Source organism: Thauera aminoaromatica (assembly GCF_000021765.1).
Classification (GTDB): Bacteria; Pseudomonadota; Gammaproteobacteria; order Burkholderiales; family Rhodocyclaceae; genus Thauera; species Thauera aminoaromatica.
The window spans coordinates 1,242,450-1,269,054 of record NC_011662.2 but is presented as its reverse complement, the minus strand read 5'-3'; the positions used below and the strand labels follow the sequence as shown (position 1 = coordinate 1,269,054).

Annotated in this window: 17 protein-coding genes and 1 riboswitch; of the genes, 9 read left to right on the top strand and 8 right to left on the bottom strand. The window is 70.0% G+C overall.

The features are described from left to right. Positions 1-45 precede the first annotated feature (45 nt). Positions 46-1,014 (top strand): D-2-hydroxyacid dehydrogenase, encoded by a 969-nt coding sequence (locus TMZ1T_RS05605; protein WP_012584889.1) that lies wholly within the window; start codon positions 46-48, stop codon positions 1,012-1,014. A gap of 416 nt (positions 1,015-1,430) precedes the next feature. Here TMZ1T_RS05605 and TMZ1T_RS05600 read toward each other — a convergent pair whose 3' ends face one another. From TMZ1T_RS05600 to TMZ1T_RS05590, 3 genes are all read right to left on the bottom strand, one after another. Continuing rightward, a complete protein-coding gene (locus TMZ1T_RS05600) occupies positions 1,431-4,232 on the bottom strand; it encodes a nitrate reductase (RefSeq protein WP_012584888.1) in 2,802 nt (933 codons plus the stop codon). Between the two features lie 71 nt (positions 4,233-4,303). Continuing rightward, positions 4,304-6,421 carry a bifunctional protein-serine/threonine kinase/phosphatase gene (locus tag TMZ1T_RS05595; protein ID WP_012584887.1) on the bottom strand — a complete coding sequence of 706 codons (2,118 nt, stop codon included), beginning with the start codon at positions 6,419-6,421 and terminating at the stop codon, positions 4,304-4,306. Between the two features lie 89 nt (positions 6,422-6,510). After that, positions 6,511-7,725, bottom strand: a complete 1,215-nt coding sequence (locus TMZ1T_RS05590; RefSeq protein ID WP_004323077.1) for a nitrate/nitrite transporter — start codon at positions 7,723-7,725, stop codon at positions 6,511-6,513. 344 nt (positions 7,726-8,069) lie between these two features. On the opposite strand from TMZ1T_RS05590, the gene TMZ1T_RS05585 reads away from it, so the two are divergent. After that, positions 8,070-9,257: a multidrug effflux MFS transporter gene (locus tag TMZ1T_RS05585; protein WP_012584886.1), complete on the top strand. Its 1,188-nt coding sequence runs from the start codon at positions 8,070-8,072 to the stop codon at positions 9,255-9,257. 138 nt (positions 9,258-9,395) lie between these two features. Here the strand turns inward: TMZ1T_RS05585 and nirD are convergent, their stop codons facing one another. The 4 genes from nirD to bluB form a co-directional block, all read right to left on the bottom strand. After that, a complete protein-coding gene (nirD, locus tag TMZ1T_RS05580) occupies positions 9,396-9,707 on the bottom strand; it encodes a nitrite reductase small subunit NirD (protein ID WP_012584885.1) in 312 nt (103 codons plus the stop codon). 197 nt (positions 9,708-9,904) lie between these two features. Then, positions 9,905-12,382: a nitrite reductase large subunit NirB gene (gene nirB / locus TMZ1T_RS05575; protein WP_012584884.1), complete on the bottom strand. Its 2,478-nt coding sequence runs from the start codon at positions 12,380-12,382 to the stop codon at positions 9,905-9,907. Positions 12,383-13,233: 851 nt separating this feature from the next. Then, positions 13,234-14,622: a nitrate regulatory protein gene (locus tag TMZ1T_RS05565; protein ID WP_012584883.1), complete on the bottom strand. Its 1,389-nt coding sequence runs from the start codon at positions 14,620-14,622 to the stop codon at positions 13,234-13,236. Between the two features lie 595 nt (positions 14,623-15,217). Continuing rightward, positions 15,218-16,027, bottom strand: coding sequence for a 5,6-dimethylbenzimidazole synthase (bluB, locus tag TMZ1T_RS05560; RefSeq protein WP_012584882.1), 810 nt, complete (start codon positions 16,025-16,027; stop codon positions 15,218-15,220). 49 nt (positions 16,028-16,076) lie between these two features. Further along, a riboswitch (cobalamin riboswitch) is annotated at positions 16,077-16,269 on the bottom strand. Positions 16,270-16,670: 401 nt separating this feature from the next. On the opposite strand from bluB, the gene TMZ1T_RS05555 reads away from it, so the two are divergent. From TMZ1T_RS05555 to TMZ1T_RS05525, 7 genes are all read left to right on the top strand, one after another. Continuing rightward, positions 16,671-17,147 (top strand): VOC family protein, encoded by a 477-nt coding sequence (locus TMZ1T_RS05555; RefSeq protein ID WP_004315153.1) that lies wholly within the window; start codon positions 16,671-16,673, stop codon positions 17,145-17,147. A gap of 724 nt (positions 17,148-17,871) precedes the next feature. Further along, the gene (locus tag TMZ1T_RS05550) at positions 17,872-18,684 is read left to right on the top strand and encodes a PEP-CTERM sorting domain-containing protein (protein ID WP_012584881.1); all 813 of its coding nucleotides are present in this window, start codon (positions 17,872-17,874) and stop codon (positions 18,682-18,684) included. A gap of 145 nt (positions 18,685-18,829) precedes the next feature. Next, a complete protein-coding gene (locus TMZ1T_RS05545) occupies positions 18,830-19,267 on the top strand; it encodes a low molecular weight protein-tyrosine-phosphatase (RefSeq protein WP_012584880.1) in 438 nt (145 codons plus the stop codon). Positions 19,268-19,383: 116 nt separating this feature from the next. Next, positions 19,384-19,947, top strand: a complete 564-nt coding sequence (locus tag TMZ1T_RS21725) for an H-NS histone family protein (RefSeq protein WP_273424446.1) — start codon at positions 19,384-19,386, stop codon at positions 19,945-19,947. 325 nt (positions 19,948-20,272) lie between these two features. Continuing rightward, the gene (locus TMZ1T_RS05535; RefSeq protein ID WP_144312147.1) at positions 20,273-21,550 is read left to right on the top strand and encodes a hypothetical protein; all 1,278 of its coding nucleotides are present in this window, start codon (positions 20,273-20,275) and stop codon (positions 21,548-21,550) included. A gap of 51 nt (positions 21,551-21,601) precedes the next feature. Next, positions 21,602-23,479: a bifunctional metallophosphatase/5'-nucleotidase gene (locus TMZ1T_RS05530; RefSeq protein ID WP_012584877.1), complete on the top strand. Its 1,878-nt coding sequence runs from the start codon at positions 21,602-21,604 to the stop codon at positions 23,477-23,479. A 409-nt stretch (positions 23,480-23,888) separates the two neighbouring features. Further along, complete coding sequence (locus tag TMZ1T_RS05525; RefSeq protein ID WP_012584876.1) at positions 23,889-24,350, top strand: REP-associated tyrosine transposase; 462 nt, start codon at positions 23,889-23,891, stop codon at positions 24,348-24,350. Between the two features lie 406 nt (positions 24,351-24,756). On the opposite strand, the gene TMZ1T_RS05520 is transcribed toward TMZ1T_RS05525, so the two are convergent. Further along, positions 24,757-25,983 carry a hypothetical protein gene (locus TMZ1T_RS05520; RefSeq protein WP_012584875.1) on the bottom strand — a complete coding sequence of 409 codons (1,227 nt, stop codon included), beginning with the start codon at positions 25,981-25,983 and terminating at the stop codon, positions 24,757-24,759. Between the last annotated feature and the right edge of the window lie 622 nt (positions 25,984-26,605).

Here is a 26,605-nt window from a genome sequence, read left to right as displayed (position 1 = left end):
ATCGCCCGCCCCGGCGATCCGCTTCGTTCCCCCACAGAGCCCCCCATGGAAAAGATCGTCTTCCTCGACCGCGCCACGCTCGCGCCGCAGATCCGCCTGCGCCGTCCGTCCTTCGCCCACGACTACGCCGAACACGCGCGCACCGCCCCCGCCGAGGTCGTCGAACGCCTCGCCGGCGCCACCATCGCGATCCTCAACAAGGTCCGCCTCGACGCCGCGGCGATCGCACAACTGCCCGCGCTGCGCCTGGTCGCGGTCGCCGCCACCGGCACCGACTGCGTCGACAAGGCCGCCTGCGCGGCGCGCGGGATCGCGGTGTGCAACATCCGCGGCTACGCGCGCGACACCGTGCCCGAGCACGTCTTCGCGCTCCTGCTCGCGCTGCGCCGCCAGCTCATCCCCTACCGCGACGACGTGCTCGCCGGCGAATGGCAGCGCGCCGGGCAGTTCTGCTTCTTCAACCACCCCATCCACGACCTCGCCGGTACCCGGCTCGGCATCGTCGGCGCCGGCGACCTCGGCCAGCGCGTGGCGACGATCGCGCGCGCCTTCGGCATGGAGCCGGTGTTCGCCGCGCGCAAGGGCGAACGCCCCGGCGACGACAGCTACCTGGCCTGGGACGAGGTGCTCGCGACCAGCGACGTCATCAGCCTGCACTGTCCGCTCACCGAGGCCACCCGCGGCCTCGTCGGCCTGCCCGAATTCCGCGCGATGGCGCGGCGTCCCCTGCTGATCAACACCGCGCGCGGCGGCATCGTGGATGAGCACGCCCTCGTGCAGGCGCTCGACGAGGGCCTGATCTCCGGCGCCGGCTTCGACGTCACCGACGGCGAACCGCCCGCGCCCGACAGCCCGCTGATGCGCATCGCAGGCCGCCCGAACGTCCTTCTCACCCCGCACATCGCCTGGGCCTCGGATGAAGCGCAGCAGGCGCTGGCCGATCAGCTTGTCGATGTCATCGAAAAATTTGTTGCTGGCCAGCCGAAGAATCTCGTCTCCGGCGGGTTTGCGTAGGCGCGACGCGAGTCGCGATCCAGCGATCGATCAATCGCGGCGCGGATCCCGCGCGCTGCGATCGCGACTTGCGTCGCTCCCACAGAACCGCCAGCGCCCGGAGCGGAACGTAGGCGCGACGCGAGTCGCGATCCAGCGATCGATCAATCGCGGCGCGGATCCCGCGCGCTGCGATCGCGACTTGCGTCGCTCCCACAGAACCGCCAGGGAACGTAGGCGCAACGCCCGGTGTGGGACGTAGGAGCGACGCAAGTCGCGATGCATTCGGCCAAAATCTAGAAATTCGCCTTATAGTCGAAGCATTATTTTTTGTTGCACTGCACAAAAAATTTCTCTACGATTGCACCTGTCTCCTCCACCCTCCTCCTTTGGTGTGGATTTGCCCGGGCCTCGCAAGACGCCCGGGCTTTTTCTTTTCAGCTCCCCTCGGCGAGCATGCGGCGGATCTCGGGCACGCACGAACCACAGGACGTGCCGCAGCGCAGCCTGGCCTGCAGCGCGTCGAAGTCGCGTACGCCGGCGCCCGCAGCGATCGCCGCCGTGATGTCGGCCTCGGACACGTTCAGGCAGTTGCACACCACCCGCCCGCGCCCCGCATCTCCTGTCGGCGGGGTCGCCAGCGGCGCCAGCAGCCACGGACGCAGCGCCGCCGCGTCGCGGCGCTCGACCACCGCCTCGCTCAGCCAGCCCGCGGCCGCGGTCTCGCCGGTCAGGCGCAGGCCGACCAGGCGGCCGTCCTCGATCAGCGCACGCTTGCTGATCCCGCGCGCGGGGTCGGCATACGACAGCACCCCGTCGCCCTCGAGGCCGAGCAAGGCGTCGAGCTCGGCGAGCCAGCCGGCCGGGATCGGACGGTCGTGCGCGACCCGCATCACCACCGCGGGCGTGTCGCGGCCGGCGAGCGCGAGCGAGGCGTAGGCGAAGCGCTCCAGCCAGGGCGACAGCAGCGCAGCCTCCTCGGCGGCGGTACGCCCGGGGCGCTCGGCACGCACCACCAGCATGCGGTTCGGCAGCTCGACCGGCTCGATGCGCACCGCCGCGTGCTTGAGCTCCGGCTGCTTCGACAGCGGATCGCAGGCGCCGCCGAAGAGCAGGTTGATCCCGGCCGAGTTCAGCGCCCGCCGCCCCCAGTGCATCCCGACGAAGGCCATGCCGTGCCGCAGCGCGCTCGCCGCGGCCACGCGCAGCACCAGCTCGCCGTGCCGGCTCGACACCTTGACCAGGTCGCCGTCGACGAGGCCGCGCCGCGCCAGCTCCTGCGGGTGCAGCTCGATGCGTGCCTCGTCCGCATGGCCGTACAGGCGCGCCACCTTGCCGCTGCGGCTCATGCCGTGCCACTGGTCGCGCAGGCGGCCGCTGGTGAGGGCGAGCGGATAGCGCACGCCGGTCTTCTCGGCAGTGAGCGCGCGCGCCGGCACGACGAAGCGTGCGCGCCCGTTCGGCGTCGCGAAGCGACCGTCGGCGTAGAGACGCGCCCGCGCCGCGGCATCGGCGCCATCCACCGCCGCTCCCGCCGGAAACGGCCATTGCTGCGGGCCTTCACCTTCCAGCAGGGAATAGTCCAGCCCGGTGATGTCGAGGTCGCGCCCGGCGGTGCTGGCGACGTGCTCGGCGAAGATCGCCTGCGCCGACGCGTAGGCGAACATCGCCGCCGCCTGCGGCTTGCCGATGCGCGGTGCGAGCGCGCGTGCGAAGTCGCACACGATGCGCCAGTCGGCACGCGCCTCGCCCGGCGCCGGCACGGCCGCGCGCACGCGGCTGATGCGGCGCTCGGAGTTGGTCACCGTGCCCTCCTTCTCGCCCCAGGCGGCGGCCGGCAGCACGAGGTCGGCGAAGGCCGCGGTCTCGGTGCCGGCGAAGGCCTCCTGCAGCACGACGAAGTCGCAGGCCGCCAGCGCCTCGTGCACCAGGGCCTGCTCGGGCATGGACTGCGCCGGGTTGGTGCACGCGATCCAGATCGCCTTGACGCGGCCCTCGCGCGCCGCGCGGAACAGCTCCACCGCGGTCAGGCCGGGCTCCGAAGGCACGCTGTCCACGCCCCACAGCCGCGCCACCTCCGCGCGATGCGCGGGATTCGCCAGGTCACGATGCGCCGGCAGCAGGTTCGCCAGCCCGCCGACCTCGCGCCCGCCCATCGCGTTGGGCTGGCCGGTGAGCGAGAACGGCCCGCAGCCGGGGCGGCCGATCTTGCCGGTGGCGAGCGAAAGCGCGATCAGCGCGGCGCCGTTGTGGGTGCCGTGCGTCGACTGGTTGAGCCCCTGGCACCACAGCGACAGCGCCGCCGGCGCCTCGCCCCACCAGCGCGCCGCGGTGACGATGTCCTCCGCCGCCACCCCGCACACCGCCGCGGCCACCGCCGGGCTCACCCCGTGCACATGCGCGCGCAGCGCCTCGAAACCCTCGGTGTGGGCGGCGATCCAGGCTTCGTCGGCCAACCCGTCGCGCAGCAGCACGTGCAGCATGGCGTCGAACAGCCAGACGTCGGTGCCGGGCAGGATGGCCAGGTGCAGGTCGGCCATCGCCGCGGTGTCGGTGCGGCGCGGATCCACCACGACGATCTTCATGCCCGGTCGCCGCGCCCTCGCCTCCTCGATGCGGCGGAAGGCCACCGGATGCGCCCACGCCGGGTTGGCGCCGGCGATCAGGATCGTGTCGGCGTGGTCGAAGTCCTCGTAGCAGCACGGCGGCGCGTCCGCACCCAGCGTGGCCTTGTAGGCGGCGACCGCGCTCGACATGCACAGGCGCGAGTTGGTGTCGACGTTGTTGCTGCCGATCAGCCCCTTCATCGCCTTGTTGAAGACGTAGTAGTCCTCGGTGAGGAGCTGGCCGGAGATGTAGAAGGCGACCGCGTCCGGCCCATGCTCGGCGATCACGTCGGCGAAGCGCTGCGCGGCCACGTCGATCGCAGCGTCCCAGCCCATGCGCGTGCGGGCCTCGCCGCGGCGGGCGCGGTATTCGGGGTAGAGCAGGCGGGTATCGTGGCCGGCGGTGAGGTGCAGGGTCGAGCCCTTGGTGCACAGGCGGCCGAAGTTGGCCGGATGTGCAGGGTCGCCGCGCACGCCGGTGATGCGGGTGCCGTCGTGCTCGATCAGCACGCCGCAGCCGACGCCGCAGTAGGGACAGGTGGCAGGGGTCTCGCCCGGCGCCGCGGCGCGGATCGGGATCGTGCGCCGGCCAGCGGGCGAAGGCCGGGCAGGTTCGGGCAGGGGATGGGTCATGGTTTGCCTCGTCCGTAGGGGTCTGAGGGATCGGGTCTTCACAGGATGAGCAAATGAAAGGCCTGACCCCTTCAGGACTTCAGGGATCGGTACAGCAGGAACAACAGCACGACATTCAGCAGCAGCGAGGCCAGCGCGATCAGCTTCAGCGCCAGCGTCGGCCGGCGCTCGAGCAGCGGCGTGCGGCGCGGCACCGCGAGCGGCTGCCAGGCGCCGCGCTCGAGCGCTAGGCGGAACTCCTCGGCGGTCTCGAAGCGGGCGGCGGGTTCGCGCGCGCACGCCTTGAGCAGCACCGCCTCCAGCCAGGCCGGCGTGTCGGGGCGGTGGCGGGTGGGCGGGACGGGCTCGCCGAAGCGCGGGTGCTGGAAGGGCTCGACCTCGCCGTAGGGGAACTTGCGCGTGAGCAGCTCGTACAGCGTCACCCCGCAGGCGTAGAGATCGGAGGCCTCGTTGGCCGGCGTGCCGGCGAAGAGCTCGGGCGCCATGTAGGACGGCGTGCCCGGGTTGTTGATCTCGCGCAGGTCCTCCGCCTCGCTCGCCGCCACGCCGAGGTCGAGCAGGCGCAGCACGCCGTCGCGGCCCAGGTGCAGGTTGTCGGGCTTGATGTCGCGATGCACGATGCCCAGCCGGTGCAGCACGCCGACCAGACGCAGCACGCGCGCGCCGAGCTCGGCGACCTCGTGCGCGCGCAGGCGCTCGCCGCGCGCGAGCAGCGCCTTCAGGCTCTCGCCCTCATGCCAGCTCATCAGGTAATACAGATGCGCGCGCGCGGGCCAGTCGGTCACCTGCGGAAAGCCCTGCGCCGGCACCCGCCGCGCCCGCCACTCCTCGCGCACCAGCGCGCGGCGCGCGTCCTCGTCGTGCTCGTGGGCGGGCAGCAGGGTCTTGAGGACCCAGCGCGGCGCCGCATTCGCGCCTCGCGGCGCGCCCACAGGAACCGGCGCGGATTGGGGCGACGTCGACGCGACCTGCGGCGACGTAGGAGCGGCGCAAGCCGCGATCGCGGCCGTGCCGTCGGCAACGTGGTCGGGACCAATCGACGCCGCATTCGCGCCTCGCGGCGCTCCCACAGGATCCGGCGCGGATTGGGGCAACGTCGACGCGGCCTGCGGCGACGTAGGAGCGGCGCAAGCCGCGATTGCGGCCGTGGAGTCCTCGATGCGGCAAACCCGATACAGCACGGTCAGCCGCGACACGTGCAGCACCGCCTCCACGCGCAGGCCGTCGAGCGTGTCGCCCTCGGCCAGGCGCGGCGGCAGCGGCAGGCGGCGGCCGGCGGCGAGGCGGTCGCGCAGGTTGTCGGCGGGCAGCGCGCGCACGCAGGCCACCAGCGCGCTGGCGTTGTCATTGCCGCCGGCGCGCAAGGCTGCTTCGACGAGGGCATCGGCGGCGGCCTGCGGGTCCAGGCCGGCTTCCGCTACCCTCGCGCACGCTCCGGCCTCCTCGGACACCCCCACGCCATTTTCACGCCCCGCCCTTCCCTGCGCCTCCGTTCCCCGCGTTGCGGGTTTCGGTGTCACCACCCCCACCGCAGCCCTTCCCCCACCCTCCCTTTCCTTCTCCTGCCCCGCCTGGCGCGCGAGCAGCGCCGCGATCGCCTCGTCGCCGAGCGTGTTCCACACCCCGTCGGTCAGCAGCACGAAGACGTCGCCCAGCGCCAGCTCGCCGTCGTCGTGATCCACCAGCAGGCGCGACTCCAGCCCCAGCGCGCGGCGCAGCACGTTGCTCAGCTCCGGGTGCGGCCAGGTGTGGTCCTCGCTCAGGCGCAGCAGCGCACCGTCGCGCCACAGGTAGGCGCGCGAGTCGCCCACGTGCGCGAGGTGCCAGCGCCGCCCGCGCAGCACCAGCGCGGTGAGCGTGGTCGCCATGCCCGCAGTCTCGGCGGTACGCGCCGACTGCGCGAGCAGCCAGCGGTTGGCCGCGCCGAGCACGGTGTCGAGCGACTTCTGCACGCTCCAGGTGTGGGCCGTGGAGAAGTAGTCGGCGAGGAGGCTGCGCACGGAATACTCCGCCGCCTCGCGGCCGTGCGCGTGGCCACCGACGCCGTCGGCGATCGCCAGCAGCACGCCCTTGGCCGCGCGCTCGTCGCCCTCGGGCATCGCCGCGGCAACGAAGTCCTCGTTGGCCGGGCGCGGCCCGGTCCGGCTGGCGTGGCCGAGGAGGATCTCCAGGGGGGTCAGGTCTTTCATCTGCTCACTCGCCTTTCTCGACGTGAAGCCAACGGATGCGGGATGATCAAACTCAGGACCTGACCTCGTTCGGGACCCCATTCGGCCATTCAGATCTTCGCCGAGGTCAGGTGCGCCGCGCCCCAGGTCGTGCGCCAGCGCGTCTTCACCGCGGTGAGCCCGACCAGCGCGAACACCGCCAGCGCCGCGAAGATCAGGAAGCCGGCCTGGTAGCTGCCGGTGAGCTGGCGCGCGAAGCCGAGCGAGGACGCCAGGTAGAAGCCGCCGATGCCGCCCGCCATGCCGACCAGGCCGGTCATCACGCCGATCTCGCGACGGAAGCGCTGCGGCACGAGCTGGAACACCGCGCCGTTGCCCATGCCCAGCGCCAGCATCGCACCCACGAAGGCCACCAGCGCCATCCACGCCTGGGGCAGGCCGACGCTGACGATGGCGAGGAAGATCGCCGCCAGGATGTACATCACGGTGAGCGACTTCACGCCGCCGATGCGGTCGGCCACGTTGCCGCCGATCGGGCGCACCAGCGAGCCGGCGAACACGCAGGCCGCGGTGAAGTAGCCCGCCATCTTCGGATCCAGCCCGTACTGGGTGTTGAAGTAGATCACCAGCGACGAGGCCAGACCGACGAAGCCGCCGAAGGTCACCGAGTAGAAGAACATGAACCACCACGCGTCCTTGTCCCGGAGCACCGCGAGGTATTCGGCGAAGCGCTTGGGCGGCGGCGCGTCGGGCGCGTCCTTGGCCATGAAGCAGAAGGCCACCAGCACGATCACCAGCGGGATCAGCGCCAGCCCGAACACGTTGTGCCAGCCGAAGGCCATCGCCAGCCCGGGCGCGAACAGCGCCGCGAACGCGGTGCCCGAGTTGCCGGCCCCGGCGATGCCCATCGCGGTGCCCTGGTGCTCGGGCGGATACCAGCGCGAGGCCAGCGGCAGCGCCGCGGCGAAGGACGCGCCCGCCACGCCGAGGAAGACCCCCAGCACCAGCACCTCGTTGAACGAATGCACGCCCACCAGCCAGGCGTAGGCCAGGGCCCCGATCACGACGAGCTGGCCGATGATCGCCGCCTTCTTCGGCGACAGGCGATCGACCACCACGCCCATGATCATGCGCAGGATCGCTCCCGCCAGCACCGGCGTGGCCACGATGAGGCCCTTCTGCGCGTGCGACAGGCCGAGGTCGGCGGCGATGCCGACCGCCAGCGGACCGAGGATCACCCACACCATGAAGGCGAGGTCGAAGTAGAGGAAGGCGGCGATCAGTGTCGGCGTGTGGCCGGCCTGCAGGAAGGATTTCTTGTCCATGTCGGGCTCCAGGGTCGTGCTTGAAGCGCACCATCGGTGCGGGAATCTCCAGCGCGAACCTCTTCGCCCGACCGCCCCGCCGTCATTGGCGGGGTCGTACGCTGTGCTGGTGTCTGCTCAGCAAGCGTCGTGCCACATTTGAAATCGTTCTAAATCAGTCAGTTGGACTTTGCGCTCGACGGTGGCGACGCACCAGCTTGGTGTGCGGTGCACAAAAGCGGTGCGCACGCGGGCGTGCCGGCTTGCGCGCAAGTCCCCCTGCGCCGACGAGGAAGCACGCCTGCGGGCAGCATTCATGCTATTTTCTCGATAATTTTCTTTATTCTCGATTTACAAAAACCACCATGCCCGCCCCCCTCGTCATCCTCATCCTGTCCCTGCTGCTCGGCCTGCAACCGATCACCACCGACCTCTACCTCCCCGCCCTGCCCGCGCTCACCGCCAGCTTCGGCGCGGTCCCGGCGCAGGCGCAGCTGACGCTCACCGCGCTCCTGCTCGCCTTCGGCGCGTCACAGCTGTTCTGGGGCCCGCTGTCCGACCGCATCGGACGCCGCCGGGTACTGCTGATCGGCCTCGCCGGCTACACGCTGGCGGCGGTCGGCAGCGCGCTCGCCGGCTCGATCGAGGTGATGGTGTTCTGGCGGGTGCTGCAGGGCGCGTTCATGGGCGCGGGCACGGTATGCGCGCGCGCGATCGTGCGTGATCTGTATGCGCCGCAGGAAGGGGCGCGCGCGATGAGCAAGGGCTTGTCGGGCCTGGGCGTGGCCGCCTGCCTGAGCCCGCCGCTCGGCGGCGTGCTGGCCGAATGGTTCGGCTGGCGCGCCACGCTGGCGGCGCTGACGGTGATGGGCGCGGCGACCCTGTTCGTGGTCGCCCGCCACTTCCAGGAGACCCTGCACGAACGCCACCCCGAGGCGCTGCAGCCCGCTGTCCTGCTGCGCACCGCGCGCGGCATCGTCGGCAACCGCAGCTTCTGGACCTACGCCTCGCTGTGCACCGCGTCCTTCGGCGGGCTGTTCTGCATCCTGTCGGCGTCGTCCTTCGTCTTCATCAACCTGCTCGGCACCTCGCCGAGCTTCTACGGCGTGCTGCTGCTCCTGCTGTCGGCCTTCTACATCGGCGGCACCATGCTGTGCCGGCGCATGATCCAGCGCTTCGGCGTGCAGCGCAGCGTGATGATCGGCGGGGCCCTGTCGCTGAGCGGCGGCGGCCTGATGCTGGCCTTCGCGCTCTCCGGGGTGAGCACGGTGTGGACCATCATGGTGCCGGCCTTCATCTTCATGCTCGGCCACGGGGTGCACCAGCCCTGCGGCCAGAGCGGCGCGATCGCCCCTTTCCCGAAGGCGGCCGGCGCCGCGTCGGCGATCACCGGCTTCCTGATGATGGTGGTGGCCTTCGGCGCCGCGTACTGGGTGGGCGCCAACACGGACGGCAGCGCCCTGCCGATGATCGTCGGCGTGGCCTTCTGCAGCGCCGCCGTCGCGTTCATCGCCTGGGTGCCGGTGCAGCGCGTAAGGCTGGGGGCCGTGTAGGGGCGACGCGGCCGGTCGCCCCTGCGGGAGCGGCGGGCGGAGGATCGATGCGGGGGTGGGGGCGACCCAGCCTCGCCCCTCCGGGAGCGGCGGGGCCGACGATCGATGCGGAGTGGAGATCACCCGCTGGGTCGCCCCTTAGGTCGCCAGCCACACCTCGCCGCCCTCCACCTTCACCGCGAAGCTCGCGCACGCCCCCACGTCCGGCGCCACCGCCTGGCCGTCCTGCAGGTTGAAGTTCCAGCCGTGCAGCGGACAGGTCACCTTGCGGCCGTGCACGATGCCTTGCGAGAGCGGGCCACCCTTGTGCGGGCATTGGTCGTGCAGCGCGAAGACCTCGTCGTCGGCGTTGCGGAAGACGGCGATGTCGTCCGCGCCGGGGCGCCGCACGACGCGGGAGCCGAGGCGGGGGATGTCGTCGAGCAGGCAGATGCGTTTCCAGTCGGTCATGGTGGGTTCCTTCTTCGGAAGCTTGGTTCGGTTGTTATTTGTAGGAGCGACGCCAGTCGCGATGCCGGTGCCCGGAATCCGCGCCGCGCTCGGTCGGGGGGGGGGGGATCGCGACTTGCGTCGCTCCTACGGGACGTCATCGAGGCGCCGTGGTTTTCGTAGGAGCGACGCGAGTCGCGATTCCGGCGCCCGGAAACTCAGGCCTCGACCTTGATCGGGATGAACTGCTTCACCGTCTCCTCCTCGCGGCTGGTCTGCCACGGATCGCGCGCGTCCTTGAGCGCGTCGAGCAGGCGCGCGTGCAGGCGGCGGCGGTTCTCGCCGTCCTCGACCACCTTGGCCTTCACGTAGTCGAGGCCGACGCGGTCGAGCCAATGCACCGTGCGCTCGAGGTACCAGCCCTCCTCGCGGTAGAGCTGCAGGAAGGCGCCGGCATACTCCATGACCTCCTCGTCGCCGCCCACCTTGCACAGATACTGCGCGACCTCGGTCTTGATGCCGCCGTTGCCGCCCACATACAGCTCGTAGCCGGAATCGACGCCGATCACGCCGACGTCCTTGATCCCCGCCTCGGCGCAGTTGCGCGGGCAGCCCGACACCGCAAGCTTCACCTTGTGCGGCGCGTACATGTCGAACAGCATCTTCTCGAGCTTGACCCCCATGTCCATCGCCAGCTGGGTGCCGAAGCGGCAGTGCTCGGCGCCGACGCAGGTCTTCACGGTGCGGATCGACTTGCCATAGGCGTGGCCCGACACCATGCCGGCCGCGTTGAGGTCGGCCCAGATCTTCGGCAGATCCTCCTTCTTCACCCCGAGCAGGTCGATGCGCTGGCCGCCGGTGACCTTGACCGTGGGCACCTGGTATTTCTCCGCGGCATCCGCAATGGCGCGCAGCTCGGCAGGCGTGGTCAGCCCGCCCCACATCCGCGGCACCACCGAATAGGTGCCGTCCTTCTGGATGTTGGCGTGGGCACGCTCGTTGATGAAGCGCGACTGCGGATCGTCCTTGGCCTCGTGCGGCCACGACGAGATCAGGTAGTAGTTGACCGCCGGCCGGCACTTGTCGCAGCCGTTGGGCGTCCTCCAGTTCAGCGTGTCGAACACCGCCTCCTTGCTCGTCAGGTGGTGCTTGAAGATCGCCTCGCGCACCACCTTGTGCGAATGCTCGGTACACGCGCACACCGGCTTGTCGTTGGCGCTCACCGCCTGGTAGGCGCCGCCGACGGTGGAAGCGAGGATCTGCTCGACCAGGCCGGTGCAGGAGCCGCAGGAGGACGCCGCCTTGGTGTGCTTCTTGACCTCGTCGAGGGTGAACAGGCCCTTCTCCTTGATCGCCTTGACGATGGTGCCCTTGCACACGCCGTTGCAGCCGCACACCTCGGCCGTGTCGGGCATGCTGGCGGCGCGGTTCTCGCCCTTGTGGCCGGCGTCGCCCAGCTTGTTCTGGCCGAACATCAGGTGGTCGCGGATCTCGGCGACGCTCTGGCGATCCTTCATGAGCTGGAAGTACCACGAGCCGTCGGCGGTGTCGCCGTACAGCACCGAGCCCACGATGCGGTCGTCCTTGAGCACGACGCGCTTGTACACCCCGCCCTGGCGGTCGTGCAGCACGATGTCCTCGGTGCCCGGGCCGCCGCTGAAGTCGCCCGCCGAGAACACGTCGATGCCGGTCACCTTGAGCTTGGTCGAGGTGACCGAGCCCTCGTAGCGGCCGATGCCGAAGTTGGCGAGGTGGTTGGCGCACACCTTGCCCTGCTCGAACAGCGGCGCCACCAGGCCGTAGGCGATGCCGCGGTGCGCCACGCACTCGCCCACCGCGTAGATGCGCGGATCGGTGACGGTCTGCAGCGTGTCGGAGACGTGGATGCCGCGCACCCGGCCGCTGCCGCAGTACAGGCCGGCGGATTCGGCGAGTTCGTAGTTCGGCCGGATGCCGGCGGCGACCACGACGAGGTCGGCGGGGATCTCCATGCCGTCCTTGAAGCGCACCGCGCCCAAGCGCCCGTTCATGCCGCCCTGCGCGTTGCGCGCCGGCAGCAGCGCCTCGGTCTGGCGCGCGAGCAGGAACTTCATGCCCTTGGCCTCGAGCGAGGCCTGCAGCATGTCGGCGGCCGCGCGGTCGAGCTGGCGTTCCATGATCCACTCGCCGAGGTGCACCACGGTCACGTCCATGCCGCGCAGCATCAGCCCGTTGGCCGCCTCCAGGCCGAGCAGGCCGGCGCCGATCACCACCGCGTGGCGGTACTTGCCGGCGGCCTCGATCATCGCCTCGGTGTCGGCGATGTCGCGGTAGCCGAGCACGCCCGGCAGGTCGTTGCCGGGGATGGGCGGGATGAAGGGCGTCGAGCCGGTGGCCAGCAGCAGGCGGTCGTAGTCGGCCTCGGTGCCGTCGCCGGCGAGCACCTTGCGGCGCACGCGGTCGATCTTCACCACCTTGCGGCCGGCGTGCAGCGTGATGCCGTTGTCGCCGTACCAGTCGAGATCGTTGAGCATGATCTCGGGCAGCGTCATCTCGCCCGCCAGCACCGGCGAGAGCAGGATGCGGTTGTAGTTGCCGTGCGGCTCGGCGCCGAACACGGTGATGTCGTAGAGGTCGGGCGCGAGCTTCAGCAGCTCCTCGATCGTGCGCACGCCCGCCATACCGTTGCCGACCAGCACGAGTTTCATCTTCTTCATGGGGTTTCTCCGCAACAAGGCCGATTGGGTCGGAATGAAAACGGCGCCCATCCCGCTCGATCCCCAGCAGGGGGCGAGTGGAATGGACGCCGTTGTCCACCAGACCGTAAAACGCTGCGGCAGCACTCGCTGCCGCTCACCCGACCGCCGTTGGCCAGGGGCTCGAGGGAGAATAAGCATCAAACATGCCAGCGCCTGGGAGCGATCGATCCGACCAAAGCGCCGCCCAACCCCCACCGCCCGCACTGCTGCGGTGCAGCACCCACACCCACATGCACAGCCCTGGTGCGAAGCACACCGCACCGGAATCCCCAACCCGCAGCGTCCGGGGTCGCATCGAATCGCACCTCCCGAACCTCGTCACGCTCGGGCTGGCATGTAGGAGCGACGCAAGTCGCGATCCCCCCAAAACCCGCAGGAGCGACGCCAGTCGCGATCACGGCGCCCGGAATCCGCACCACCCGACCCTGCCGCCGCCATCGCGACTCGCGTCGCTCCCACAGAAACCCGCAACGCTCCCGGCCTTGACGCACGAGCGGCGCCAGTCGCGATCCCCCCAAAACCCGCAGCGCCCGGGGTGGGACGTAGGAGCGACGCCAGTCGCGATAACGGCGCCCGGAATCCGCGCCACCCAGCCTGGCCGCCGCCATCGCGACTTGCGTCGCTCCCACAGGAACCCGCAACGCTCCCGGCCTTGACGCACGAGCGGCGCCAGTCGCGATCCCCCCAAAACCCGCAGCGCCCGGGGTGGGACGTAGGAGCGACGCCAGTCGCGATCACGGCGCCCGGAATCCGCGCCACCCCAAGCCCGGCCACCGCCATCGCGACTTGCGTCGCTCCCACAGTCGCGATCACCCGGCCGATGCAACGCCGGGCAGGAAGGCCTCCAGTTCCAGCACGGCGCGCGCGACGTCGGGGAGGCGGCGGCCCTGGTTCATCGCGGTCTGGCGAATCAGGCGGTAGGCGGCATCCTCGCTCAGGCCCTGATGGCGCATCAGCACGGCCTTGGCGCGATCGATCAGCTTGCGCTCGTCGAGGCTGGCGCGCACCGCGGCGAGCTCCTCGCCCATCGCCTGCAGGCGGCACGACTGGGCGTGGAGCACATCGACGAGCGAGCGCGTGAGGCGCGGGCCGAAGGGATCCGCCGCCAACTCGAGGCGCCCGGGCGCCGCCGCCGGACGCTCCGCGCCGGGGGCGATCGCCGTCTGCCCCGTCCCAGGCTCGTCCCCCTCGCCAGGCACTCCGGCCAGCTCGTCCGCCCCGCCGGCGAGAAACACCGGGGCGGCGTCCGCCCCCCCTGCCAGCGCGCACATCAGCACCTCGGGATCGTCGGGATCGCGCTGCAGCGCGGCGATCCGCGCCGCGCAAGCCGCACGCAATCCCCCGGCAAGCAGGTCCTCGATCACGCGCAGGTGGTCGAGCCGGGCCGAACAGCATGCGAACCAGGGCTCCGCGAGCGCCGACGGCAGCGCCCCGCCCTTCCCGGCGGCGAGCAACTTGCGGCGCAGGCGTTCGAGTTCGGCGAGCGGCATCGCCTGGCACGCCGCATCCCAGGCGCTGCGCACCTCGGGCGGGCAGAAGGCCGCGAAGCGCGCGAAGCACGCCTCCTGCGTCTCGATCAGATGCAGCAGGTCGGGCTCGGCGGGATGACGCGCGTTGGCCGCAGCGTTCGCCCTCCCAGCGGCGAAGGCGGCCGCACCGGCCGCACGCTCCTGGCCGGCGAACTCCTTGCCCTGCATCAGGTTGAACAGCGCCACCAGCAGGCGCGAGATGGCTGGATCGGTCGCGATGTCGGCCGCCTCGAAGACCAGCGCCAGCAGCGCGGCGATCGCCTGCGTGAATCGCTGCGTGGCCTCGTGCGGCGTGCAGCGGCCGGCGGCGATCGTCGCGCGCAGCGCGGGCAGCCCGTCGAGGGCGTGCAGCGCGAGCGCGATCCGGGTGAGCAGGCGGGAGCCGCCCGTCGGCGCCGCGCCGCCCCTCGCGTCGAGGACGTCGGCCTGCTCCAGCCAGGTCCGCAGCGCGGCATCGGCCTCGATGCTGGCCGCCACGCACGCCGCGCGATCGCCATCGAAGTGCCTGCCACCCGCGGCGAGGTGAAGATTCGAGCACCCGCGCTCGGCCTGCAGGCGATGCACCAGCTCGCTCACCGCCCGCACCAGCTCGCAGCTGCGCGCCAGTTGCTCGAGCTCGCGCAGCTCACAACGGCGCGCAGCGACCAAAAAGGCGAGGATCGATTCCATGCAGGGCTCCGGCAAGAAGAGGGTCTGCGACCGGCGGCCGCACATCCCCCCAAGCAAGACCCGTGCAAGCCCGACGCCTGGGCTCTGCCGTAGGAGCGACGCAAGTCGCGATCACGGCCCTGCCGCCCGCCGCCCGCTGCCGCACGCGGAATCGTGCGATCGCGACTTGCGTCGCTCCCACCAAAACCAGCGCGCCCTTCCAGCGCCGACGCCTGGCGCTGCTGTAGGAGCGACGCAAGTCGCGATCACGGCCCCGCCGCCCCCGCCACCCGCTGTCGCAGGCGGAATCGTGCGATCGCGACTTGCGTCGCTCCCACCAGAACCACCGCTCCCTTCCAGCGCCACCGCCTGGCGCTGCTGTAGGAGCGACGCAAGTCGCGATCACGGCCCTGCCGCCCCCGCCGCCCGCTGCCGCAGGCGGAATCGTGCGATCGCGACTCGCGTCGCTCCCACCAGAACCAGCGCTCCCTTCCAGCGCCGCCGCCTGGCGCTGCCGTAGGAGCGACGCAAGTCGCGATCACGGCCCTGCCGCCCCCGCCGCCCGCTGCCGCACGCGGAATCGTGCGATCGTGACTCGCGTCGCGCCCGCAAGGGGCTACGCGGCGCTTCGAGGGCTCGGGCGGAGCTGGCCGATGGCCTCGATCAAGCCCTCGCCCACCCCATCGGGCCCGCGCTGCCAGCCGTCGAAATGCAGCAGCTCGGGCAACGGGACGCGCTTCAACCAGCCTGCGGCCTCGAGCTCCGGCTGCGCGTGGAAGTCGCGCACATAGCCGACGCACAGATAGGCGATCGGCACGATCTCGCGCGGGATGCCGAGCGCCTCGCGCAGCGCCTGCTGGTGCAGGATGCTCACCCAGCCCACGCCCAGGTTCTCGGCGCGCGCCGCCAGCCACAGGTTCTGCACCGCGCACACCGCGCTGTACACGTCCATCGCGCCGATGTGCGTGCGCCCGATCACCACCGGGCCGTGGCGGCTGCGGTCGCAGGTGATGCAGATATTGACCGGCGACTCGAGGATGCCCTCGAGCTTCAGGTTGCGATAGGTGTCGCGCTTGCCCTCGTCGAACATCTGCTCGGCCTCGGCGTGCGCGGCGAGGAAATCGGCGTGGATCTTCGCGCGCACCTCGCGCGAGCGCACCACGACGAAATCCCACGGCTGCATGAAGCCGACCGAGGGCGCGTGATGCGCGGCGGTGAGCACGCGCGCGAGCACCTCGTCGGGGATCGCGTCGGGCAGGAACTCGCCACGCACGTCGCGCCGGGTGTGGATGGCGCGATAGACGGCGGCGCGCTCGGCGGCGTCGAACAACGGATTGGCCTGGAAGCGCGCGGCGGCCGGGTCGTGAATCGGTGCGGACGCGTCGGTGCTCGCCGGCGCGCACTGCGCCTGCGTCGGGCTGCTCATGAAGTATTCCCCTTGTCGTCGAGCAGTGGGCAGCCACCGACCAGGCGGCTGCGGGATGCACTTCGAGGCCGGTCTTCCGGCTGCGGATCATCTCGTCCGGGCGCCTTCCCGGTCCTCGTGGACCAGTGGCTGGGCGAACCTCGCCCGGACAATCCCCTACACGGCGCTGGGCGCGCGGCGGAATTGCACCGCCTTCCCGATTCTCCCGCGCACACGCGGGCACCTCGAAGCAGAGAGGGCGCAAGCTTAGCGGCAAAGGCGGCCGCGGGCAAAACAAGGCGGACACCGCCGCGCGGGGTGGGAGGTCGCCCGATCGCGACTTGCGTCGCTCCTACGAAACCGGCGCGCGCATCCTTGCGCCCGGCGCCCGAGGTGGGACGTGGGAGCGACGCAAGTCGCGATTCCCACCCGCGTCGACCTAGAAACGCTCCTCGCAGCCGCCGCGCTGGATCGCGACTTGCGTCGCTCCTACGAAAACCGGCGCGCACATCCTTGCGCCCGGCGCCCGGGTTGGGACGTGGGAGCGACGCAAGTCGCGATTCCCACGAAACCGGCGCTCGGCCATTGGCCCTCCCGACGCAGCGCCGGCTCGATTCCTCTATAATTATGAATTCTTGACACAACCGCCCACCCAGGAGGCACCATGTCCCAGCGTCCGTTCAAGATCCTCGGCATCCAGCAGATCGCCATCGGCGGTCCGAGCAAGGAGAAGCTCAAGACCCTGTGGGTCGACATGCTCGGCCTGGAAGTCACCGGCAACTTCGTGTCCGAGCGCGAGAACGTCGACGAGGACATCTGCGCGATGGGTTCCGGGCCGTTCAAGGTCGAGGTCGACCTGATGCAGCCGCTCGACCCCGAGAAGAAGCCCGCGGTGCACACCACCCCGCTCAACCACGTCGGCCTGTGGGTGGACGACCTGCCCAAGGCGGTCGAATGGCTCGGCGCCAACGGCGTGCGTTTCGCGCCCGGCGGCATCCGTCGCGGCGCGGCGGGCTATGACATCACCTTCCTGCACCCCAAGGGCAACGACGAATTCCCCATCGGCGGCGAGGGCGTGCTCGTCGAACTTGTCCAGGCCCCGCCCGAGGTCGTCGAAGCCTTCGCCCGCATCGCCAGCTGATCGCCCCCGGCGTTTCATGTAGGAGCGACGCAAGTCGCGACCCAGCGCCGCGGCAGGCGATGCGCCTCGGTCGCTGCGGGACGGCCGTGATCGCGACTCGCGTCGCTCCCACAGCGCACCCCGAACGCCCGCAAGCACCGCCACCCCGGCGTTTCACGTAGGAGCGACGCAAGTCGCGATCCAGCGCCGCGGCAGGCAATGCGCCTCGATGGCTGCGGGACGGCCGTGATCGCGACTCGCGTCGCTCCCACAGCGCACCCCGAACGCCCGCAAGCACCGCAACCCCGGCGTTTCACGTAGGAGCGACGCAAGTCGCGATCCAGCGCCGCGGCAGGCGATGCACCTCGGCGGCTGCGAGACGGCCGTGATCGCGACTCGCGTCGCTCCCACAGCGCACCCCGAACGCCCGCAAGCACCGCAACCCCGGCATCTCCTGTAGGAGCGACGCAAGTCGCGATTGCAGCGCCGCGGCAGGCGATGCGCCTCGGTCGCTGCGCGTCGCCGTGGATGCGGCGGCGCAGCACCTGCCCCGAAGTGTCGAATTTTTTTACACCGCCCCCCTCGCGACGTCCTCTCCAGAGCAACAGAACCCTTTAAATCAAGCACTTGCAAAACAGGCACTGATATTGCTTTGTACGTTCCAGCGGTGACCAATCGCCCTGTTTTCAACAACGAAGACGCCGGCCCCCGGGTTGGTACGTCCCAGTTTTAAAGGATTGCGCCAATGAAAAAACTTGCTCTCATCGCAGCGACCGCGTCGCTCGCAGCCGTGTCCACCGGTGCTTCGGCCGCTTATGTCAGCACTGCCAACCTGGGCGGCGACTTCGCCATCACCGGTTTTGCGGACGCCACCCCGGGCACCTACCAGATCGCCCTGACCAACCTCAGCGGCGCCCTTTCGCTGGCCGCCGGCCCGGCGGGCACCTACACCGTCGGCATCGGCCCCGGCAGCGCCGGCCCGACCGGCACCGCCACCGCCACCTTCTACTCGGGTCCCGGCGGCACCGTCACGCGCAGCATCAGCTCGAACGTCGGCATCTTCACCGGCAACCTCACCCCGACGGGCCTCACCCCGGGCATCTACAACTTCGCCTTCGGCGCCGGCCCGGCGTTCTCCGTCGGCTTCAACTTCGGCGGCTCGTACGACGGCGCGACCACCTCCGGCGTCCTCGGCCTGCTCAACGGCCTGCTCGGCACCAGCTTCGTCGATCCCACCGGCGCGGGCACCCTGGCGATCACCGGCACCGTCACCAACAACAGCTTCATAATGGACGTCGTCGAAACGGCGACCAACTGGCCCGGTGCCGGCGCGCTGCTCGCTGCGGCCGACTATGGCGTGTTCCTGCAGTCGAACGGCCTTACCGATACGACCGCCAACAGGCTCGCCTATGCGCAGAGCCCGACCTACAACCGCACCGACGGCACCTTCCGCGTCAGCAACGTCGCCGTCACCGCCGTCCCCGAGCCCGCCTCGCTGGCCCTGCTGGGCCTCGGCCTGGCCGGTCTGGGCGCGATGCGTCGCCGCAAGCAGGCCTGATCCTCGGCTGCTGCAGTCCCGCAAACCGGCATCCTCGCGAGGGGGTGCCGGTTTTTGCGTTTACACTCCCGGGCCAGGCCGGTCGCCCGCGATCGCGCTCCACCGCGCCGCGCCAGGCGCACACCCGACGCCCTCGCACACCGCCATGTTCGACAAGATCCTCACCCTCTGCACCGGAAACATCTGCCGCAGCCCGCTCGCCGAGTTCCTGCTGCGCGACCGCCTCGCCGCGCGCGGCCGCGCGGCCACCGTGGCCTCGGCCGGCATCGGCGCCCTCGTCGGCCATCCCGCGGACGAGACCACCCAGCGTGTCGCCCTGCGCCACGGCATCGACCTCTCGCCCCACGTCGCGCGCCAGCTCACCCCCGAGATCACGCGCTGGGCCGACCTCATCCTGGTGATGGAAAAGCACCACCTCGAATACGCCACCCGCCTCGACCCCAGCGCGCGCGGCAAGATCTTCCTGCTCGGGCATTGGGACAAGGCCGAGGTGCCCGACCCCTATCGGCTGGCCGAGGAAAACCACCAGCTCGCCTACGACATCATCGCGCACACCGTGGATCAATGGATCGGCAAGCTCTGAATTTGATCGCGACTTGCGTCGCTCCCACGGGCGCGCGGCAGCCCTGTGGGAGCGACGCAAGTCGCGATTGCGGCGCATCCGATCCCGCCCGCGCCGAATGGAGCTGCCGACGCCGAATGAATTGGATACCGCGGCGCGGCATTCCTGCATGCTTGATCGCGACTTGCGTCGCTCCTGCAAAAACCATCGCACCACTCCGCATGCCCTATCCGTGCCGCTTAATTGCTTCATTCGGCAAGGGCATTCACAGACCTTGCCAATTAACGCCGCGCACATTAATCCGAAAAAGTTTCTCCAAGGCTTTCAAAAACGTTTTTCATCGGCGTACAATCGGCACGTTTTCATCACCACAAAACATAACGATCATGACCACCTACGCCGAACTGCAGCAAAAAATCGCCGAGCTCCAATCCCAGGCCGAAGAACTGCGCAAGCGCGAACTCGCCGAAATCATCGCCGACGTCAAGCAGAAGATCGCCGCCTATGGCCTCAGCGCCGCCGATCTCGGCCTGCAGGCGGGCCGCGAATCCACCGCCGCCCCGCAAAAGACCAAGACCGCGCTCAAGGCCAAATACCGCGACCCCGCCACCGGCGAAACCTGGGTCGGCCGCGGCGCCACGCCCAAGTGGATGCGTGCCTACCTCGAAGCCGGCCGCAACAAGGATGAATTCCTGATTTAATCCGTTTCCGCACATCGGCCGGGGCGTCATTTCCCCGGTCAAAAGCCCCGCCCCGATGACGACACATCACAAGGTCAATCATCCGGTCGGGGCTTTCTCTTTCGAGCCGAACGGAACACCGCGGCATCCGGATTGCCGTCAAGCCGGGAGCGGATTGCCCAATCGATGCCGTTCCCGAATCACAGGATTTCCCGCACCACCCACATTGCAACGCCGCTTTCGTAGGAGCGACGCAAGTCGCGATCGGGCGATTCCGCAGGCAATGCGCGACGGCAAGGGCGGCATGGCCGATATCGCGACTTGCGTCGCTCCTACGGGAAACGCCGTGAGTGATCTGGCGATGGCGCACGACCAGCGCGATGGTTTTCGTAGGAGCGACGCAAGTCGCGATCGGGCGATTCCGCAGGCAATGCGCGGCGGCAAGGGCGGCATGGCCAATATCGCGACTTGCGTCGCTCCTACGGGAAACGCCGTGGGCGATCTGGCGATGGCGCACGACCAGCGCGATGGTTTTCGTGGGAGCGACGCAAGTCGCGACCGGGCGATTCCGCAGGCAATGCGCGGCGGCAAGGGCGGCATGGTCGATATCGCGACTTGCGTCGCTCCTACGGGAAATGCCGTGGGCGATCTGGCGATGGCGCACGACCAGCGCGATGGTTTTCGTAGGAGCGACGCAAGTCGCGATCGGGCGATTCCGCAGGCAATGCGCGGCGGCAAGGGCGGCATGGTCGATATCGCGACTTGCGTCGCTCCTACGGGAAACGCCGTGGGCGATCTTGCGATGGCGCACGACCAGCGCGATGGTTTTCGTGGGAGCGACGCAAGTCGCGATCGGGCGATTCCGCAGGCAATGCGCGACGGCAAGGGCGGCATGGCCGATATCGCGACTTGCGTCGCTCCTACGGGAAATGCCGTGGGCGATCTGGCGATGGCGCACGACCAGCGCGATGGTTTTCGTAGGAGCGACGCGAGTCGCGACCGGGCGATTCCGCAGGCAATGCGCGGCGGCAAGGGCGGCATGGTCGATATCGCGACTTGCGTCGCTCCTACGGGAAATGCCGTGGGCGATCTGGCGATGGCGCACGACCAGCGCGATGGTTTTCGTAGGAGCGACACAAGTCGCGATCGGGCGATTCCGCAGGCAATGCGCGGCGGCAAGGGCGGCATGGTCGATATCGCGACTTGCGTCGCTCCTACGGGAAATGCCGTGGGCGATCTGGCGCCGGCGCACGACCAGCGCGATGGTTTTCGTAGGAGCGACGCAAGTCGCGACCGGGCGATTCCGCAGGCAATGCGCGGCGGCAAGGGCGGCATGGTCGATATCGCGACTTGCGTCGCTCCTACGGGAAACGCCGTGGGCGATCTTGCGATGGCGCACGACCAGCGCGATGGTTTTCGTGGGAGCGACGCAAGTCGCGATCGGGCGATTCCGCAGGCAATGCGCGACGGCAAGGGCGGCATGGCCGATATCGCGACTTGCGTCGCTCCCACGGGAAACGCCGTGGGCGATCTTGCGATGGCGCACGACCAGCGCGATGGTTTTCGTGGGAGCGACGCAAGTCGCGATTGCCCGAACCACCCTGCGGCTTTCATCACCACTTAACCTCCTTTCGCGATCCTCCGTCCATCCCCGAAACGGACAAGAGGCTCCGCCATGCGTCACCCCGGCATCCCCAAGCTGCTGCTGCTCACCGGCGCGATCATGCTCGCCGGCTGCACCGACACCTCCTCCGGCGAGGCCAAGGCCGACGCCGAGCCGGTGCCCGCAGCGGCGCAGCCCGATGCGCCCAGGCCCGACTACCGCCTGGCCATCCTCCACATCAACGACCACCACTCCAACCTCGACGAATCCGACGCCAGCCTGCGCCTGCGCACCGGCAGCGACGACACGCGCGCGAGCGTGACCGTCAAGCTCGGCGGCTTCCCGCGCGTCGCCACGGCGATCGCCGAGCTCGCCGCGCGCCACGAGCACGTCCTCAAGCTGCACGCCGGCGATGCCATCACCGGCACGCTCTACTACACCCTCAGCGAAGGCGAAGCCGACGCCGCGCTGATGAACCGCGTCTGCTTCGACGCCATGGCCGTCGGCAACCACGAGCTCGACTCCGGCGATGCCGGCCTCCAGACCTTCATCGACCACCTCTGGTCCGCCCCCGACTGCCGCACCCCGGTGCTCTCGGCCAACCTCGCCCCGCGCGCCGGCTCGCCGCTCGGCAGCGACAGCGTGCGCCCCTCGGTGGTGGTCGAGCGCGGCGGCGAGCGCATCGGCATCGTCGGCCTCACCACCGCCGCCAAGACGCAGAACGCCTCGCGCCCCGACCCCGGCACCCGGCTGCTCGACGAGGCGGACTCCGCCCAGCGCGAGATCGACCGCCTGCGCGCCCAGGGCATCGACAAGATCGTCCTGCTCTCGCACCTCGGCTACGCCCAGGACCAGGCGATCGCCGCGCAGCTCTCGGGCGTCGACGTCATCGTCGGCGGCGACTCGCACAGCCTGCTCGGCGACGACAGCCTGAAGACCTTCGGCCTCTCGCCCGCCGGCGCCTACCCCACCGCCGCGCGCAACAAGGACGGCGACGCGGTCTGCGTCGTCCAGGCCTGGCAATACAGCGCCGTGGTCGGCGAGCTCGACGTGCTCTTCGACGGCCAGGGCGAGGTCAAGTCCTGCGCCGGCCAGCCGCACATCCTCATCGGCAGCACGCTCGGCACGCTCGCCGGCGACGCCCTCGCCGCCGCCCGCGCCGATCTCGCCAGCCAGCCGGCGCTGCGCGTCACCGAACCGGACGCCGCCGCCAGCGCGGTGCTCGCCGACTACGCCAGCCAGGTGAAGGCCTTCGGCGCCGAGCCGGTCGCCGTCGCGCAGCAGAACCTCTGCCTGCGCCGCGTCCCCGGCACCCGGCGCGACCCCTCGCGCTCGAAGCTCGACGGCTGCAACCTCGATCCGCACTTGATCGCGCACGGCGGCGACGTCCAGCAGCTCGTCGCCGAAGCCTTCCTGCGCCAGGGCCAGCGCTTCGGCGGCGCCGACCTCTCGCTGCAGAACGGCGGCGGCGTGCGCGTCGACCTGGCCGCGGGCACGGTCACGATCGGGCACATCTACACCGTGCTGCCGTTCAAGAACACGCTGGTCGCGCTCACCCTCACCGGCGCCGAGCTGCGCGCCACCCTCGAGGACGCGATGCAGAGCGTGGTCGCCGGCAACACCGGCTCCTACCCCTACGCCGGCGCGCTGCGCTGGCAGGTCGACCTGCGCCAGCCCCTCGGCCAGCGCATCGGCGCGCTCGAGCATCGCAACGCCCAAGGCCAGTGGGTGGCGCTCGACGAGGCCGCGACCTACCGCATGATCACCAACGACTTCATCGCGGCCGGCCAGGACGGCTACACCACCCTCGGCACGCTCGGCGCCGACCGCCGCGAGGAGACCTTCCTCGCCTACGCCGACGCCTTCCTGCAGTACGCCCGCCAGAACCCCACCCTCACCCGCCCCGCCACCGCCGACTTCAGCACCCAGGGCTTCGTCGATACGGAATAAGGGGGCGGAACGCCCCGATCACCCGGCGCGTGACGGTTTTCGTGGGAGCGACGCAAGTCGCGATCGGGCGGTCCGGCGGGCGATGCACGCCTGGCAAGAGCTGCAAGGCCGGAATCGCGACTTGCGTCGCTCCTACAAGCAATTCCAGGCGCAGGCCGGAGCCTGACGGTTCTCGTAGGAGCGACGCAAGTCGCGATCGGGCGATCCGGCAGGCGATGCACGCCTGGCAAGGACTGCAAGGCCGGAATCGCGACTTGCGTCGCTCCTACAAGCAATTCCAGGCGCTGAACGGAGCCTGATGGTTCTCGTGGGAGCGACGCAAGTCGCGATCGGGCGATCCGCCTGAACGCTGGCCGGGACCGCTGCGCGCGTCTTCCATGCCGATCACATCCTCCGTTATTCTATCGGCATGCTTCCGCACACTCATCACCTCCGCCGCGGTCGGGTTTCGGAAGCGGGGCGGATCTATCTGATCACCACGGTCACGCACGGCCGCGCACGGCTTTTCGACGACCTGCGTCTCGCCCGCAGCACCATCGCACACCTGCGCCACGCCGACGTGCAAGGCCGCTCGACCACCCTGGCCTGGGTGCTCATGCCCGATCACCTGCACTGGCTCGTGCAGCTCGAGAGCGGCAGCCTCTCCCGGCTCGTCGCAGGCTTCAAGGCGGCATCGGCACGCGCCATCAACCACCTCCTCCACACCCCCGGCCAGCCACGCTGGCAAACCGGCTTCCACGACCACGCGCTGCGCGAGGAGGAAGACCTCTCCGCCCTCGCCCGCTACATCGTCGCCAACCCCCTGCGCGCCGGCTTGGTCGCCAGCGTGCGCGCCTATCCCCACTGGGACGCCGTCTGGCTGCCGGGGTAGGTGGGTCGTTTGCGAAACGCCCGGATCGCGACTTGCGTCGCTCCCACGGAACCCGGCTGCACCTGAGGTACGGCGGCGGCTATCGCGACTTGCGTCGCTCCTACATGAAAACCGTCGCGGGGAATGAGGCGAATGCGGTCAAGGAGGTGCTGTGGGAGCGACGCAAGTCGCGATCGGGCGGTGCGGTGGCGTGGGGCGTGGTCGGGGCGGGAAAGCCGCTATCGCAACTCGCGTCGCTCCTACGAGAACCGCCGTGGCCAATCTGAGGCCAGCGACCGGGCGGCACCGTAGGAGGGCTGCATCGCTGCTATCGCGACTTGCGTCGCTCCTACGGGAACCGCCGCGGTCAATCTGGCGCTGTGGGAGCGACGCAAGTCGCGATCCGGCGCAGGGGATTGCGCGGAGGTCACTGTGGCGCGCTGCCGTTCACCCAGTCGCTCACGCGCCAGTAGTAGCGCACGCCATAGTGTCCGCCGTGGCCGTAGAACTTCAGCCACTCGTCCTTGCTGCGATACCCCGTGCCCTCGTGGATCCACTTGTCGGACGGGTAAAAGGCAAAGCCGCGGGGGCCGGTCAGCGTGGCGTACTTGACGGGGAACAGGTCGTCACCGAACCAGCTGATCACCCACTCGATCAGCTTGTCGGCCACCCACGCCGCCACCGCGCCCGCGACGGCGCCGAGGAAGGGGCCGACGAAGGGCGAGGCGCCAGCGGTCACCGCGGTGGCGATCGCCGCCTTCACCTTGTCCTGCACCTGCGCGTAGATCTTGTCGAGCGCCTTTTGAAACCCGCCCGAATCGACCTCCGCCAAGGCGATGAAGACGCCATAGGTGTCATAGACGATTCCGCCCGACTTCGGCTTCGTCCGGGTGAAGGACGCGAAGGTCCAGTTCAGCCACGCCGAGTCGCCGTCCGAGAAATCATCGTAGGTCTTCCTTCCGACCTGGGTCACCGTGCCGTCGGTATGCACCGCCGTGCCGCCGATGCCGATCTCGTCGTCGCCGAAGGACTCCGGGTTGGTCTCGTCGAAGCACTTGAGCTGCCGCACGCTGAATTCGAGCTTGCGGTAATAGCCCGGGAACGGCACCTCCGGATCGATGCCGGACGAGCCGCCGGTCATCGGCACCACCGCCCCCACCAGTTCGGGCGTGAACGACACCGCCGACACCGCCGTCATCGGCCCCCACACCGCCTCGAGGCGCTCGAACGACACCACCGCGCCCTCGCGCCGCGGCATGCCGAGCAGCTTCGCGTCCAGCACCGGCGCGCGGGTCGCCGCCAGCAGCGCGTCGAAGCCCAGCTCGCGCACGCGCTCGACAGGCACCGCCGCATGGCGCCCGAAGATGCGCGCGCGGATCGCGTCGTCCGCACCCAGCAGCAAGGCGGCGCCCTCGCGGTAACGCGCCCGACGCACCTCGGGCAACGCCGCCAGCCCCTCCGCCAGCGCCGCCTCGAGCGAATCCGTCGCCACCCGGCACACGGGCTGCACGGCCAGGGCGCACAGCAGGTACTTCACCGCGCCCAGCACGTCCTCGCCCACCTTGCGAAACTCGGAATGGTCCGGCCGGCACGGGCCGACACCCCACTGCATGGACAGGCTCGCCGTCCCGTCCGCACAAACGATCGCCGACATCACAACCTCCCTCGGGGTTGGTCGATGGCCGATCGATGCGGCTGCCCTGCCCGACTGTCCGGGCCCAGGCGCGCAACCTGCAGCGGAGGGCCGCGCCACCACCACGCGCCGCCCCCCACGCCGGACCGCCGCGGGGCAGCCCGATCGGGAAGCGAATCTTCCGCGACAGCCCAACCCCAATATAGGCGAGCATTAACCACGACGACAGCAGGGATTCGTGGATGGCGGGGGGGCTGGAATCGCGACTTGCGTCGCTCCTACAAAACCGTCGGCGCTTGGGGTGGGACGTAGGAGCGACGCAAGTCGCGATCCAGCGGCCCGGGATGCGGCAAACCGGCGGCGTCGAGCATGGAGAGGCTGCTATCGCGACTTGCGTCGCTCCTACAGGACCCGGCGGCGCACGGGGTGCGGCGGCCGGAATCGCGACTTGCGTCGCTCCTACAAAACCATCGGCGCTTGGGGTGGGACGTAGGAGCGACGCAAGTCGCGATCGAGCGGCCCGGGATGCGGCAAACCGGCGGCGTCGAGCACGGAGAGGCTGCTATCGCGACTTGCGTCGCTCCTACAGGACCCGGCGGCGCACGGGGTGCGGCGGCCGGAATCGCGACTTGCGTCGCTCCTA

Bases quoted from the DNA above. Each gene is read 5' to 3' on its own strand.
- TMZ1T_RS05605 (WP_012584889.1), top strand. From the start codon at position 46: ATGGAAAAGATCGTCTTCCTCGACCGCGCCACGCTCGCGCCGCAGATC.
- TMZ1T_RS05600 (WP_012584888.1), bottom strand. From the start codon at position 4,232: ATGACCCATCCCCTGCCCGAACCTGCCCGGCCTTCGCCCGCTGGCCGG.
- TMZ1T_RS05595 (WP_012584887.1), bottom strand. From the start codon at position 6,421: ATGAAAGACCTGACCCCCCTGGAGATCCTCCTCGGCCACGCCAGCCGG.
- TMZ1T_RS05590 (WP_004323077.1), bottom strand. From the start codon at position 7,725: ATGGACAAGAAATCCTTCCTGCAGGCCGGCCACACGCCGACACTGATC.
- TMZ1T_RS05585 (WP_012584886.1), top strand. From the start codon at position 8,070: ATGCCCGCCCCCCTCGTCATCCTCATCCTGTCCCTGCTGCTCGGCCTG.
- nirD (WP_012584885.1), bottom strand. From the start codon at position 9,707: ATGACCGACTGGAAACGCATCTGCCTGCTCGACGACATCCCCCGCCTC.
- nirB (WP_012584884.1), bottom strand. From the start codon at position 12,382: ATGAAGAAGATGAAACTCGTGCTGGTCGGCAACGGTATGGCGGGCGTG.
- TMZ1T_RS05565 (WP_012584883.1), bottom strand. From the start codon at position 14,622: ATGGAATCGATCCTCGCCTTTTTGGTCGCTGCGCGCCGTTGTGAGCTG.
- bluB (WP_012584882.1), bottom strand. From the start codon at position 16,027: ATGAGCAGCCCGACGCAGGCGCAGTGCGCGCCGGCGAGCACCGACGCG.
- TMZ1T_RS05555 (WP_004315153.1), top strand. From the start codon at position 16,671: ATGTCCCAGCGTCCGTTCAAGATCCTCGGCATCCAGCAGATCGCCATC.
- TMZ1T_RS05550 (WP_012584881.1), top strand. From the start codon at position 17,872: ATGAAAAAACTTGCTCTCATCGCAGCGACCGCGTCGCTCGCAGCCGTG.
- TMZ1T_RS05545 (WP_012584880.1), top strand. From the start codon at position 18,830: ATGTTCGACAAGATCCTCACCCTCTGCACCGGAAACATCTGCCGCAGC.
- TMZ1T_RS21725 (WP_273424446.1), top strand. From the start codon at position 19,384: ATGAATTGGATACCGCGGCGCGGCATTCCTGCATGCTTGATCGCGACT.
- TMZ1T_RS05530 (WP_012584877.1), top strand. From the start codon at position 21,602: ATGCGTCACCCCGGCATCCCCAAGCTGCTGCTGCTCACCGGCGCGATC.
- TMZ1T_RS05525 (WP_012584876.1), top strand. From the start codon at position 23,889: ATGCTTCCGCACACTCATCACCTCCGCCGCGGTCGGGTTTCGGAAGCG.
- TMZ1T_RS05520 (WP_012584875.1), bottom strand. From the start codon at position 25,983: ATGTCGGCGATCGTTTGTGCGGACGGGACGGCGAGCCTGTCCATGCAG.